14 protein-coding genes are annotated in these 13,197 nt (G+C 50.5%); 5 read left to right on the top strand and 9 right to left on the bottom strand.

The annotated features are described in order from the left end of the window. Positions 1 to 2: 2 nt before the first annotated feature. From JFN88_RS08910 to JFN88_RS08890, 5 genes are all read right to left on the bottom strand, one after another. On the bottom strand, positions 3 to 791 hold the full coding sequence (locus tag JFN88_RS08910; protein ID WP_332908454.1) for a type II secretion system F family protein: 789 nt from the start codon (positions 789 to 791) through the stop codon (positions 3 to 5). Continuing rightward, the gene (locus JFN88_RS08905) at positions 788 to 2,032 is read right to left on the bottom strand and encodes a TadA family conjugal transfer-associated ATPase (RefSeq protein ID WP_199018973.1); all 1,245 of its coding nucleotides are present in this window, start codon (positions 2,030 to 2,032) and stop codon (positions 788 to 790) included. The genes JFN88_RS08910 and JFN88_RS08905 overlap by 4 nt, the downstream gene beginning before the upstream one ends. Beyond that, entirely contained in the window at positions 1,980 to 3,161 is a 1,182-nt protein-coding gene (locus JFN88_RS08900; protein ID WP_199018972.1) for a P-loop NTPase family protein, read from the bottom strand. The genes JFN88_RS08905 and JFN88_RS08900 overlap by 53 nt, the downstream gene beginning before the upstream one ends. A gap of 188 nt (positions 3,162 to 3,349) precedes the next feature. Continuing rightward, on the bottom strand, positions 3,350 to 3,751 hold the full coding sequence (gene ndk / locus JFN88_RS08895; RefSeq protein WP_199018971.1) for a nucleoside-diphosphate kinase: 402 nt from the start codon (positions 3,749 to 3,751) through the stop codon (positions 3,350 to 3,352). 372 nt (positions 3,752 to 4,123) lie between these two features. After that, entirely contained in the window at positions 4,124 to 5,914 is a 1,791-nt protein-coding gene (locus tag JFN88_RS08890) for a M3 family oligoendopeptidase (RefSeq protein ID WP_199018970.1), read from the bottom strand. A gap of 162 nt (positions 5,915 to 6,076) precedes the next feature. Between JFN88_RS08890 and JFN88_RS08885 the strand changes: the two genes are divergently transcribed. Both JFN88_RS08885 and JFN88_RS08880 read left to right on the top strand, forming a co-directional pair. Beyond that, on the top strand, positions 6,077 to 6,253 hold the full coding sequence (locus JFN88_RS08885) for a YycC family protein (protein ID WP_199018969.1): 177 nt from the start codon (positions 6,077 to 6,079) through the stop codon (positions 6,251 to 6,253). After that, entirely contained in the window at positions 6,250 to 6,486 is a 237-nt protein-coding gene (locus tag JFN88_RS08880; protein WP_199018968.1) for a hypothetical protein, read from the top strand. The genes JFN88_RS08885 and JFN88_RS08880 overlap by 4 nt, the downstream gene beginning before the upstream one ends. A 3-nt stretch (positions 6,487 to 6,489) precedes the next feature. Here the strand turns inward: JFN88_RS08880 and JFN88_RS08875 are convergent, their stop codons facing one another. Continuing rightward, positions 6,490 to 7,206 (bottom strand): DUF2225 domain-containing protein, encoded by a 717-nt coding sequence (locus JFN88_RS08875; RefSeq protein WP_199018967.1) that lies wholly within the window; start codon positions 7,204 to 7,206, stop codon positions 6,490 to 6,492. After that, positions 7,203 to 7,595 (bottom strand): globin domain-containing protein, encoded by a 393-nt coding sequence (locus JFN88_RS08870; protein ID WP_379166412.1) that lies wholly within the window; start codon positions 7,593 to 7,595, stop codon positions 7,203 to 7,205. Before JFN88_RS08870 ends, JFN88_RS08875 begins: the two co-directional genes overlap by 4 nt. 533 nt (positions 7,596 to 8,128) lie before the next feature. Between JFN88_RS08870 and spoVV the strand changes: the two genes are divergently transcribed. Together spoVV and JFN88_RS08860 are read left to right on the top strand one after the other, a co-directional pair. Beyond that, positions 8,129 to 9,199, top strand: coding sequence for a dipicolinic acid transporter SpoVV (spoVV, locus tag JFN88_RS08865; protein WP_199018966.1), 1,071 nt, complete (start codon positions 8,129 to 8,131; stop codon positions 9,197 to 9,199). Positions 9,200 to 9,273: 74 nt separating this feature from the next. Beyond that, complete coding sequence (locus JFN88_RS08860) at positions 9,274 to 10,098, top strand: NAD kinase (RefSeq protein WP_199018965.1); 825 nt, start codon at positions 9,274 to 9,276, stop codon at positions 10,096 to 10,098. 97 nt (positions 10,099 to 10,195) lie between these two features. Here JFN88_RS08860 and JFN88_RS08855 read toward each other — a convergent pair whose 3' ends face one another. Together JFN88_RS08855 and lipA are read right to left on the bottom strand one after the other, a co-directional pair. Next, a complete protein-coding gene (locus JFN88_RS08855) occupies positions 10,196 to 10,915 on the bottom strand; it encodes a YutD family protein (RefSeq protein ID WP_199018964.1) in 720 nt (239 codons plus the stop codon). 16 nt (positions 10,916 to 10,931) lie between these two features. Continuing rightward, positions 10,932 to 11,828: a lipoyl synthase gene (gene lipA / locus JFN88_RS08850; protein WP_199018963.1), complete on the bottom strand. Its 897-nt coding sequence runs from the start codon at positions 11,826 to 11,828 to the stop codon at positions 10,932 to 10,934. Between the two features lie 162 nt (positions 11,829 to 11,990). Between lipA and JFN88_RS08845 the strand changes: the two genes are divergently transcribed. Beyond that, a complete protein-coding gene (locus JFN88_RS08845) occupies positions 11,991 to 13,088 on the top strand; it encodes a M23 family metallopeptidase (RefSeq protein ID WP_199019030.1) in 1,098 nt (365 codons plus the stop codon). The last annotated feature ends 109 nt before the right edge of the window (positions 13,089 to 13,197 follow it).

Here is a 13,197-nt window from a genome sequence, read left to right as displayed (position 1 = left end):
CCTTATAGTCGAATATCTGTCAGCTTGTAAATAAACCAGTAGCAGCCGAGCAGGGCAAGCAGCGAAATTGTCAGCAGCACATATCCCATGCCTTGATACAGTGATGCCATATAGTCGGGAGAGACGAAGCCAAGAACAGCCAAAAAAACAAAAGGCACGGCCATCATAATTCGGCTTTCGAATTTCTTTCGGGCAATCATGACCGCGATTTCCTGCTGCATTTCCAGCTTCTCCCCGATCACCCGGGATGTCTGCCGGATAATCTCGACCAGGTCTCCCCCTGATCGTTTGCCAATACAGAACACATCGACAAACTGGCTAATCTCCTCTATGCAAGCCCGCTCGCTGAAATCCTGCAGTCCCAGTTCCAACGGCTCCCCGTTCTCCAGCCGCAGCCGGATGATGTCCAGTTCCCGCAGCATATCCCCCGGAATATCGGAATAGATAAAGCGCAAATCCTCCGGGACAGCAAGAAAGGCATTCTCCACCGAGCGGCCTGCCGCCAGAGAAGAGGCGAGTGACACAAGCGTCTCCTTGAACTGCTGCTTGAGCCGCTCCCGCTTGCGGTCCAGCAAATAACGCTGATACATCCTCGGAGCGCGCAGCACCACTGCCGACAGGATAAGTGCGGCCAATACGGAATGATAAAAGATATAAGCAGCTATAAAACAGATCAGCATGCCAGCCAATGCAGAGGCTGTCTTCTCACTGGCGCTAAGCTGCAGCCTGTCATATATCGGAAGCGTGTCTGAATCAGCTTCCCTCGCAAGCTGATGCGCTTGGATGCTCACTTGGCCCGCCCCTCCTTATCGATCTTGATGCCTGCCATGCTCAGCTTGTCGGAATGCCGGAGACGGTTCCCGGTCGCCCGCAGCCTTCCCGTGATTTTTCCATCTGTTTCTCCTTCTTCTTGGAATTGGAACAGCGGATTCATAATGACTTCACCATCCTGCATGCCGTCTATCTCACAGATTTCGACTACTTTACGGCTGCCATCGCGCATTCGGGACAGATGAATAATGATATCAAGGGCTGCTGCAATCTGCTGCCGAACGACCGGGAGCGGCAGCTCCGCAGCTCCCAACACCATCGTCTCCAGACGACTGAGCATATCTTTAGTGCCATTAGAGTGGCCGGTAGATAAAGATCCATCGTGCCCAGTATTCATCGCCTGCAACATATCCAAGGCCTCCCCGCCGCGCACCTCCCCTACAATAATGCGGCTGGGACGCATACGCAGCGATGCGCGGATCAGCTCCCGAATCGGAATTTTCCCGCGTCCCTCTGTGTTGGCATTACGCGTCTCCAACGACACCAGATTGTTCACGCGCTTGATCTGCAGCTCAGCCGAGTCTTCAATGGTAATAATCCGCTCATCCTCTGGAATGTACTGTGACAGCGCGTTAAGAAAAGTCGTCTTTCCTGATCCGGTACCGCCACTAATGAAAATGTTGTACCGCGCTGCTACCAGCTTCTCCAGCAGCCCGGACACCTCGGGAGACAATGCGCCCATAGCCACCAGATCTTCCATCAGCAGCGGCTTCTCCGGGAATTTGCGGATGGTTAGCGTCGGGCCTTTAAGGGCAATCGGAGGCAGCACCACATGGACCCTTGATCCGTCTTTCAAACGGGCATCCACAATCGGACTGGATTCATTCACCACCCTGTTCACTCCTGCTACAATGCTCTGAATGATATCCTCCAGCCGTTCCTGATTTTCAAAGGCTGCCGGATAACGCGTCATTTTGCCACGCCGCTCGATAAAAATCTCATCATGGGCATTGATCATAATCTCCGTTACGGACGGGTCGTCAATGAGCGGCTGCAGCACATCCATTCCCCGAAAGGAATGGAACAGCCGCCGTACCAGTTGAAGCTTCTCCCCTGCCGTCATCATTCGCCCGCTCTCCCTGCACCAATTGAATACCGCCTGCTCGACCATATCAGTCAAGGCGCTATCCGAGACGGAGCCGCCAAGGTCAATGCGTTCCCGAATATGCTTGCGCAGCTCCGACACCGCATCCTCTGTCATATGCATCCCCTCCCTCCGGCCAAATCCACTGCCTCATAATGCGCTGTACAAGACCACGATATACAGGCGAAGCCATCAGTTGTACCGGGTCCTTCGCTTCTCTCCAGTCGGCCATATAAGGAATGGAAAATTTGGCATGATCTGAACCGTGATGCTCTTGGGGGAGTCCAGCCGCTGTTCTTGCCATGCTGGCATATACCTGAATGGTCCTGATTTTGCGTTTCGCTTCAATAAAAGCCTCCCCCCACTTGTGGGCTCCATATTGCAGCATGATGTCCATCTTTCTCTGGCTTGTCGCATCTCCACCCGTTAGCCATAATGGCAAATGGCTTATTCGCAACAGGTTAAAACCAACTTCGTCCAGTGTTCCTCCCATATCCGCGACAATAAGGTCATATCTTCCGCTGTCTACAATGGTCTGAATCGTGAGCGCAACCAGTTCACCGCTTAGAGAATGTCTCTCATCCGGATTTGCTGCAGGAGCAAAATAATCGATTCCAAGTTCCGTATTTCGCCGGGTGCTTGCATGAAGCTGCTGCAAAGCCTGTCCCGGATTGGACTGCAACACGTACAGCAACATGGAATAATCATGCTCACTATTATCACCGTGCTCCCGCAAATACAGGTCGGAAGCATTGTAAGGCTCTACATTAAAATAAAATACGTTCTTGCCGGCCTCGGAAGCTTCCCTGGCAATATTGAGAGCCAGCGTCGTCTTGCCCATACCCCCCATCGAGGAAAACAGCGACAGCACTATAGTCGAATCCGATGGAATGTGCCAGGCGCTAATCCCTCGTATCCGGCCAAGCTGCGCGTTTAACTGCCGAATCAGCTTGGGAAGGGACTGGAACTGCACAATTTGCAGCTGGTCACTGTCTGTAATAAAGGGCACCAAATGAACAACAGGCAGCGCATAATGAACTACGTCACTAATATGCGTCTCAAACTCTGGCTGCAGCAACAGCAAATCCACCGGATAGCCGCCCTTGATATACTGTCTTAATGCCTGTGGCTGCGTGCAGGCTGTCATCTGCCATTCTGACGCGGCAGGCGCTTCACGTATATATTCCGCCAATCTTCTCACATATTCCGGCTCCTTGGCAGCCACTACCAGAGACAACTTCCTCATTCGATCCCTCCTAAAATCGGCCAATCGCAAGCGAAAAAACAAAAAGCACCGCAAACTACGCTTAATGCGTGAGTTTGCGGTGCTTCCGCAATTCTTCCGATATAAATATTGAGCTAAATTTACCATATTCTCTTAAAGCCGTCAATAGCTGATTTGTATATCTAATTAAAACTGCATGAGACTGCTTGCTACTTGCCGAAAAATAATGCAATCTCCCGCTGCGCGCTCTCTTCCGAATCAGCCCCGTGAACAATATTGCTTTCAACTTGAAGCGCAAAATCTCCACGGATAGAGCCAGGCAGGGCATCCGACGGGTTGGTCTTCCCGATAATGGAACGCGCATTTTTCACTGCATCCTTGCCCTCCCATATCATGGCGAACACAGGGCCTGAGGTAATAAATTCTACCAGTTCGCCAAAGAACGGCTTCTCCCGATGCTCCCGATAATGCTGCTCGGCAATTTCCTGACTAATGGTGATGACCTTGCCATCGATGAGCTTAAAGCCTTTTTGCTCAAAGCGCGAGACAATTTCACCGATCAGGCCGCGTGCTACTCCATCGGGTTTTACCATTACAAAAGTATGATCCATCTTTGCTACCTCCCTGTAATTTGCATTCAGAACTGCTCCTCGATGATGTAGTGAGCCAAAATTGTTTTATTCCCTTACACTCTTCTATTGTAGGCTTGCCATCCTTTTGAGGCAATAAACGGTTCTTTCTCATAGATACCGTATATCCGGCGGCAAATTCACCTCTTTTCTGTCGGTCAATCTTTAACCTATTCGAGATTTGTAGGAATACTCCTCTTTCCAGGTACAAAGTGATTGCAAGTAAGGTTTCCGATCAGATGGAGAACGTATGCGATGTATTAGCAAAAAGCCTGTGCAACTATACACAGACTCCTTGATCTAATAAAGATTTGCAGGCCCCCCGTTCAGCCTCTATAAACGAGGACTTGCTTTTTACTCTGTAATATCCAGGAACGGCTGCACATCCGCGATGCAAAGCTTCACGGCTTCACTCCAGAAGGAGGTGTCATCCAGCCTTACCCCCAGATGCTTGAACGCCAGTTCCTCGACATTCATCCGGCCTGTGTCGCGCAGCAGATTGACGTAACGCCCGGCAAAGCCAGGTCCTTCTGCCAACGCACGGGCATAGATTCCGTTGCTGAACAGATAGCCAAATGTATACGGGAAGTTGTAGAACGGCACATCGGTCAAATAGAAATGCAACTTCGATGCCCAGAACTCCGGATGCTTTCTCCCTAGAATGTCACCGAAAGCTTGTGCCTGGGCCTCCTCCATCAATGCGTTCAGTTCCTCTACAGACACCATGCCGCTGCGGCGCTTCTCATAGAAAGCTGTCTCAAACAGGAAGCGTGCGTGAATATTCATAAAGAACGTAACAGAACGTCCCAGCTTATCCTCCAGCAAGGCCAGCTTCTCTTGCGGCTCTGCTGCCAGTTGGAGCGCTGAATCGGCTACGATCATCTCAGCAAATGTCGATGCGGTCTCCGCTACGTTCATCGCGTAGTCCTGAGCAAGCGGCGGAAGATCGTCCATGACATGCTGGTGATACGCATGGCCCAACTCATGAGCAAGCGTTGCAATATTGGAGGCTGTGCCGGAGTAAGTCATAAAGATACGGGTCTGACGGCTTTTCGGGAAGGACGTGCAGAATCCGCCCGGGCGCTTGCCATTGCGATCCTCGACCTCAATCCAGCCTTCGCGGAATGCTTTTTCGGAGAACTCCGCCAGATCCGGATTGAACGCACGGAAACGTTCCACAATGAAAGCAGCCGCTTCATCATAAGGGACGATTTTGGCCGCTGTTCCAAGCGGCGCATCTACATCATGCCAATCCAGCTTCTCCAGCCCGAGCAGCTTGGCCTTACGCTGCAAATACTTCGTCAGCTCCGGCTTGCCGGCCTCGACCGCTGACCACATTGCGTTCAGCGTAGCTTCGCTCATTCTTCCAATCTGGAGCGGCTCTTTGAGTACGGACTCCCATCCACGCTTCCCATACAGCTTGAGACGGAAACCCGCGATACGGTTCAATCCCTCGCCGCACAACTCCGCCTGCTCACCCCATTCGCGCTCCCACTCATCGAACGCCGCTTCCCGTACCGCACGGTCGCCATCAGACAGACGATTATGCATTTGTCCCGCAGATAGCAGCTGCTCGTTCCCGTTCTCATCCTTGCTGCGGAACTTTGCCCTTCCTACAACGGTATTGTACAGATCTCCCCAGCCATGGTAGCCATCGACAGATAGCTCGCTGATGAGCGCCTCCTGCTCAGGCGGCAGCTTATCCTTGGCCAGTTCCCGGCGCTCGTTCAAATTAAAGGCCAGCGGCTTGATAGGCTCAAGACTCAGCCATGCTTCCCAATCTGCTTCCGGCGTCTCCCTGAGCTGTTCGTCAAAGCGGGTCAGCACTCCCTGAAAGCTTGCCGAAATTGTTTTTAGGCGATCATTCAATAAGCTAGCTTTCGTATCCTTCATGTCTTGGGCAAGCAGGCAGGATACGAATGACCCCGACTCCTGCAGACGGAGCATAATGGATTGGACCTGTTCCGTCCAGGATGTCAGGTGGTTCTGCAGCGACTGCGCGCTCCCTGTTTCCGCAAGCGACACGCCAAGTTGCTCAATATCTCGTTCCAGACCGGCAAGCTCTGCGGCAAAGGCTTGTGAATGAGAGCCGCCTTCATAAATCGTATCCAGATTCCATGTCAGTGACAATTTCTTCAATGTCATTATATCCCCTCTCACAGTTGCTCACAGCCAAATTCGGACTGTTGCCTTTGACTGCGTGCTATGTAAAAAATTTTTCATGCGTTAAGAATGAATTTGCGCTAAGACGTCAGACAGTGTATAACATATACTATACCATAGCACGGAGCCTGAGGAGGAATTCATATGTCCAAGCCATTGCAAATCTCGCCTGATACCGCGATCAAACTATCCGAGCAGTTGAAGGTGCCGATCGAGCATCTGATGCATATGCCCCGGCATATTCTATTGCAGAAACTTGCGGAACTAGCTGCCAAGGATGCAACTGAAGCAGACAGCAAAAAAGAGGACCCGACACCATGATCCCCTTCGAAAATTGTATCCCGTATGATCGCGTAATGAACGATATCTATGTGCCGCAGTGCCCGTTCTGCAAAGCAGACAATGTCCTTTTGCCCATGCGCCCGAAGGAACTTCCAGATATCCGGGACGGGAAAAAACGGCTGGTTATCTTCCCTTGCTGTCATGCCAGAGTGACCGTCATAGATACGGATTCGGACTACTTGCTCACGAACAAAAAAGTTCCCAGAACCTGATCGCTACTGCTGCATGGCCTCTGGCAGCTCCATCTTATTAGCCAGCATCTCCTCGCGCAGAATTTGCCACTGCTCCCGCGAGCGGTGGATCATGGCGCCGTCGATTATTTTCTTATTATGAATGACTCTTGAGAACCATTTCACAGCATCATTATAGTCTTGCAGCCTGCGATGCAACTCCCCGATCAAATACATGAGCTTGGCATTGTTAATGGAGTTTACATCCACCTCATAGACACGGATGTAAGCATCCAGCGCAAATCGCAAAAAGCGCCTCTCCTGCTGCTCGTCACCCATATAACGGTACAGCCATGCAATATGCTGCAATAAGCCGGCAATAATTCTCGGTTTTTCTTCAATAGACTGGGCACACAGCAGCGCTATTTTGTAGCATTCCATCGCCTGGCTTAGTGTTCGTTTCCCGCCATATTCCCTCGGTTCCCAATTCAGACCCAGATTGGCAAGATAGTTGCTCTTCTGCCCTTCCGTCAAAGAAGCAGTCGAGTTTTCTGTCGAGGCAAACCCGCAGTATGGACACACTCTGACAACATAGTAGTCCGGATTGTTATCATCACTATAGTAGGAGCAAAAATCACTATCTGCACGGATCACCTTTTTAAAGCTTGGTCTCATGCGTGATGTTGTGAAAGGCGTCTCGCAACAGACGCAACGCACGTTTGTGGTATAAAGGGGGTCTAAGGCTTCCTTTGATGTGATCATTCTTGCTCGCTCCCTGTGTTAATAAAGTGATAAGCCGGTCCGGACAAGCGCTGCAATACAAAATGTCTCAAATCCTCATCGACGCCCAGTTCCTCCAGAGCAGCAGCCATGCAAGCAAGCCAAGCATCCGCGCGCTCCCTCGTAATCGGGAAGGGCATATGCCTTGCCCGCATCATGGGATGGCCATGTACATCAGAATACAACTGAGGGCCGCCAAAAAACTGGGTTAAAAACATATATTGTTTTTCCATTACAGGATCGATATCCTCAGGGAACAAAGGCCCAATCAGAGGGTCAGCCTTAACTTTCGGATAAAATGTCTCGACTAACTGGCGGATTGCCTGCCCGCCGCCAAGAGCTTCGTAAATCGTTGAATCAGATCGCATCATTATCTATCACCAGGTTCATTTTCTTTTTATTTATTATAGCACTAATTTCCTATTTAAGCATCAGGAGCAACAGACAAATGTCCTATTGGTTTGTTTTTCAATTAAATCAGGGCCTTGTGTCTCATCATCTGACCGCTGCTGAAAATTTTCTGTCGTAGATGCGCTATTCATCCGACTCCAACAAAAAAAGGATGGTCGCCTCTATGTAGCAGCAGGCAGAACATCCTTCCAGGTGCAGTATCTATGGTTAGTAGCTTCCCCAATCCTCATCAGACTCCATCAGGGATTGTCGGATTACGTATACGAACAAGCAAACGAGAATGCCGGCAATCAGGCTCATCTCCATCACTCCTACATTCGGTATAGTCCCATTGTAGCATAGTGGGCTATAAAAACAATCTTTTTTTGAAAACGTTTTCCATATTTATTGTCGTGAAAATAATATTCCGCTATTTCCCAACCCCGTGAGATATTTGTCCGTCTGGTCTCATATAGTTAACTACATGTCCACTTTATAATCAGGGGGCCAAACCATGCTTCGCTATCTTATTCATCCGGTCGTACTTGTCGCTTCAACGGCGCTTGTTTTGGCACTGTTGCTTGCTGTTTTTCCCGAATCATCGATGACGGCGGCAATCCGGGGAATTTCAATCTGGTGGGAAGTATTATTCCCTGCTCTGTTTCCTTTCTTTGTAATTTCCGAGGTGCTGCTCGGTTTTGGTATTGTTCATTTTTTTGGAACACTACTTGACCCGATGATGAGACCTGTATTTCGCGTTCCCGGTATTGGCGGCTTTGTCATGACCATGGGCTTTGTGGCGGGGTATCCCGTCGGGGCTCGCCTATCTGCCCAACTTTACGATCAGAAACTGATTAATCGAACAGAAGGTGAGCGCCTGGTAGCCTTGACTACAAGCTCAGACCCAATTTTCCTCATTGGCGCTGTAGCGGTAGGTTTTTTTCATAATGCGGCGCTGGTCCCGGTGCTTGTCGTAGCTCATTACGGAGGAAGCGTTCTGATCGGGCTGCTCATGCGCTTCTATGACCGAGGCGCCCCTGCAACACCTGTTGACGTGAGGAAAAAAGCGGATCAATCGAATAATCGTTTGGCAGCCGCCTTCATGGCGATGCACAAAGCCCGGTTAATGGATGCGAGACCGCTCGGCAAGCTTCTCAGCGATGCCATCGCTGCCGCCCTGCGTCTGATGATGGTTGTTGGCGGGCTAGTCGTGTTCTTTTCCGTTGTCATGGAGGTTTTGACAAGCGCTGGGGCAATCTCGGTCATCACTTCGATGGTAGATGCCTTATTCCGGCTGTTCGGTCTGCCGGCTTCTTTAAGTCCAGCTATTGTGAACGGGCTGTTCGAGGTGACATTGGGCGTCAAAGCGGCCGGGTCAACTACAGGGTCCCAGCTTGTGCATCAAGCCGCGGCGGCGGCGTGGGTACTGTCCTGGGGCGGACTGTCGGTCCATGCTCAGGTTGTCAGCCTGCTGAGTCGTACCGGAATGCGCTACAAACCGTTTTTGATAGCACGCCTGATTCATGGAGCTATCGCCATGCTGCTTGTATATTTGCTGTGGGGATGGCTCGGTCCGGGGATCTAACATTGTGTTCCAATGCAATTTCCGATATCATCATAACTGTAGAAAGTACGATGTAACGGAAGGAGCTATTTAGCTTGAAATATGCATTACTTGATCGGGGCGACAGCCACTCTCAGCAGCTTGCCAAACGATTTCATCAGCTGGCAGCCGATAAAGGATTTGCACTGAGCCCGAAATCTCCGGAAATTGTTATCTCCATTGGCGGGGACGGAACATTACTCCATGCCTTCCACACCTTTATGGACCAGTTGTATGATGTAGCCTTCGTTGGAGTGCATACCGGGCATCTGGGCTTTTATGCCGATTGGCGGGCTAATGAACTGGACGAGCTGGTAGAGATGATGGCAACGGCTGAGCCCAAGCGGATTATGTACCCGCTGGCCCAGATTGACCTGGAAACCTCAGAAGGCCCGGCACGCTACCTTGCGCTTAATGAGTTTACCTTGAAGGGCGTGGACGGCACGCTTGTAGCCCAGATCAATATCAACGATGAAATATTTGAGATGTTTAGGGGGGATGGAATTGTGATTTCCACTCCTACGGGCAGCACAGCGTATAATAAAAGCGTAGGCGGAGCGGTCATTCACCCATCGATTCCGTCTCTTCAAATTGCCGAAATTGCCTCGATCAACAATCGGGTTTACCGCACACTCGGCTCATCGGTCATTTTGCCGCAACATCATCACTGTGATATTATTTCCAAAAAAGAGCAGCGTCTCGTACTTAATATCGACCACTTGAATATTCAGCGGGACGACATCCGTTCGATCCGCTGCAAGGTGTCCACGGACCAGATTTGCTTTGCCAGATACAGGCCCTTTCCATTCTGGAACCGGGTCAGAGAAGCTTTTCTTGGCTATGAAGAGAACCGAAACGGGCTGTCTGCAGACCAGCAATAGCCTGGAAGCGGACACGGCCTTGCCTTCATTTTACGGGCTGTTCGCGTAAAATATAAGCCATTTATAAAGAGAAAGTTATAAAAAACCGGCGGCCTCTCTAGGAAGGCTCGCCGGTATTTACTGCTTCCTTGGCTGCAGCAGATTCCTGCTGTGCTTTGGATCTTTCTTTATGTTTGGGTCTGGAATGATCTCGTGAAGTATGTCTGGGCTCTCGCCGCTGTTCTTTTACGAATTCTTTTTCCTCTGGAGCCGTCTTGCCGACAGCTGACTTCGGTTCTTTTCTTCGGAACTCGCGCTGAGGGAGTTCTCTTGGTTCTTTGGTTTCCCTTGGCACAACGGCTGCAGCCCTAATATTGACCACTGCCGCCGGCATATCCGCAGTATCTGGTTCTACCCGTGCTTCATCAGCAGATCCTGCAGATTCATGCTGCAACACATCATCACCGTGTTCATACAGCCCGTCGCCATGATTGTCCGTTGACTCCCTGACGTCTTCATTGGCAGACTGCTTGTCCCTGCTGCCTTCTGCAGGCTGCTTCTTGGGAGCTGCCAGCTTTTGCAGCATGAAATAGGCGCAGCCAAAATTACAATATTCATTAATGTAGTCCACAATGGAAGAATAGGCAGAATCCTTATTCGCCTTTGGATGACCGTCCTTGAAAAACCCCTTTAACCTTAACTGGTTATAGCCCCAATCTCCGACAATGTAATCATAGCGCTCCAAAACTTCACTGTATCGGTCACGGAAAGCTTCGGGATTCCAAGCGTTCTTGTGTTCATATAACAATTCATATGATCTGCCGCCAACTTGAATCAAAGCTTTTCCACCCCTCTTATTTCATTACCGCCTCAGCCTTGGCAGCGGACTGCACCTGCTCATGAGCATGGTACGAGCTGCGCACAAGCGGAGCCGACTCCACATGGCTAAATCCGCGAGCAAGTCCCTCTTCCTTCAGCTTGGCAAACTCGTCCGGATGCACATAGCGTTCCACCTGGAGATGGCTTTTGGTCGGCTGCAAGTATTGTCCGAGTGTCAAAATATTACATCCTACGGCACGCAAGTCATCCATCGTCTGCAAAATTTCATCCCATTCCTCACCCAGTCCCAGCATAATACTGGATTTTGTTGGAATATCCGGGTTCATCTCCTTCGCTCTGCGCAACAATTCCAGGGTGCGATCGTATTTGGCCCGCGCTCTAACGCGGTCAGACAGCCGTCTTACGGTCTCGATATTATGGTTCAGGATATCCGGCTTGGCATCCATCACCAATTGCAACGAGTCGCGGTTGCCGAGGAAATCGGGAATCAGCACCTCAACACTGCACAGCGGCAGGCGGGCACGAATTGCATGGATCGTCCCTACAAAGATGGAAGCTCCCCCATCAGCCAAATCGTCTCTTGCTACGGATGTTACTACACAATGCCGCAGACCCATTTGCTCCGCAGCCTCGGCTACGCGTTCCGGCTCCTGAAGATCAAGCTCTGTCGGCATTCCTGTCTTGACCGCGCAAAAACGGCAAGCACGCGTACAAATATCGCCCAAAATCATAAAGGTTGCCGTGCGGTTCGCCCAGCATTCATAAATGTTGGGACAACGCGCCTCCTCGCATACGCTGTGCAGCGTCTTAGAGCGCATCATATCCTTAATTTCGGCATAATTGCCGTCGGTGGTCAATTTTATTCGAAGCCAATCAGGCTTAGCCAATGGTTCTTTACGTTTGGTCTTCATGAAGGCATACCTGCTTTCCTGAACAAGCGCAAAAAAAGCGCCCTAAAGTTTTTATTCTCTGCTTATTATAACATGAATCGGATAAAATCCAATCCGTTGCAAATGATAACTAACAGCAAGGAGGTGAATCGTCTGAAAATACCCAATAGGAGCACGAACATGATGCGTTGGCAGCCGCAATGCTTGGCTTTGTCGCGCTTGGCAACATGGCGGAATATATCCCGCCGACTTGAAGTCGCCAAAAAAATACACATCCCCGTTGCGGTTGTAATCAGCCTGTCTTTGCTGCTGGGTATTTGCACCCCGGTCGCTTATGCTCAATCTCCCTCGGAGAATTCTCAAAAGGATATATTCAAGCAACGCCGAGAACTGCTTGATACATGGAGCACCCTGAGCGGTATTCCCTGGTTCCATTTGGCCGCCATTGACCAATATGAGCGTACGCTGAATAAGGCGCTTCCCAAGAAAAGGACCGCCACCAGCGAATTGCTTGGCATCTATATCCCGAAGGATAGCTGGTCGGGCCCATTAAACCCGGACCAGGAGGACAGCTTTCCGGCTTCGATTGGTCTGTTTCACGGGATTGGCCAGGATGGTAACGGAGACGGACAGGCACAGCGAGATAATGAGCAGGACGTCCTCCACACGGTTACCCGGCATTATATCAAGTACGGTCCCGGCTCCCAGAATTTCGCCAGAGGCGTATGGGATTATTACCACAACAGTCGGGCTGTTCAGCGGGTGATGCAATTTTCCAAGCTGTATGAGCATTTTGGCCGGCTTGATTTGTTCGAGCATACCTTCCCGCTTCCCACAACAAGCGACTACTCTTACCAAAGCACTTGGGGGATGAAACGCGGCTGGGGCGGTCGGAGAATTCATGAGGGTACCGATATTTTTGCAAGCTATGGCGTCCCGGTCCGCAGTACATCCTACGGCGTTGTTGAAATCAAGGGATGGAACCGGTATGGCGGATGGCGGATCGGCATTCGGGATATCGATAATATTTACCATTACTATGCCCATCTGTCCGGCTTTGAGAAGGACATCAAGGTTGGCGATATTGTGACACCGGGTCAGACTGTAGGCTGGGTAGGAAGCTCAGGCTACGGCAAGCCGGGGACTCAAGGCAAATTCCCTCCCCATCTGCACTATGGCATTTATCGTGATCGAGGTTTAATTGAATGGGCATTCGATCCTTATCCGCTGCTTCGCTACTGGGAACAGTCTGAGAGCAAGCGGCTGAGGCAAAAAAAATAAATCAGGAAACCCTCCAGAATTCACATCATGAACTGCTCCCCGTCAAGTAGACAGTAAATTTATTAAAAATCAGTTAGGCGGCCTTAGTCCTGAATTCCATCGGACTAAG

The organism is Paenibacillus roseus (genome assembly GCF_016424485.1).
GTDB lineage: Bacteria > Bacillota > Bacilli > Paenibacillales > Paenibacillaceae > Paenibacillus_D > Paenibacillus_D roseus.
Note: the sequence above shows the minus strand (reverse complement) of the source record. Positions and strands in the feature narration are given on the sequence as shown.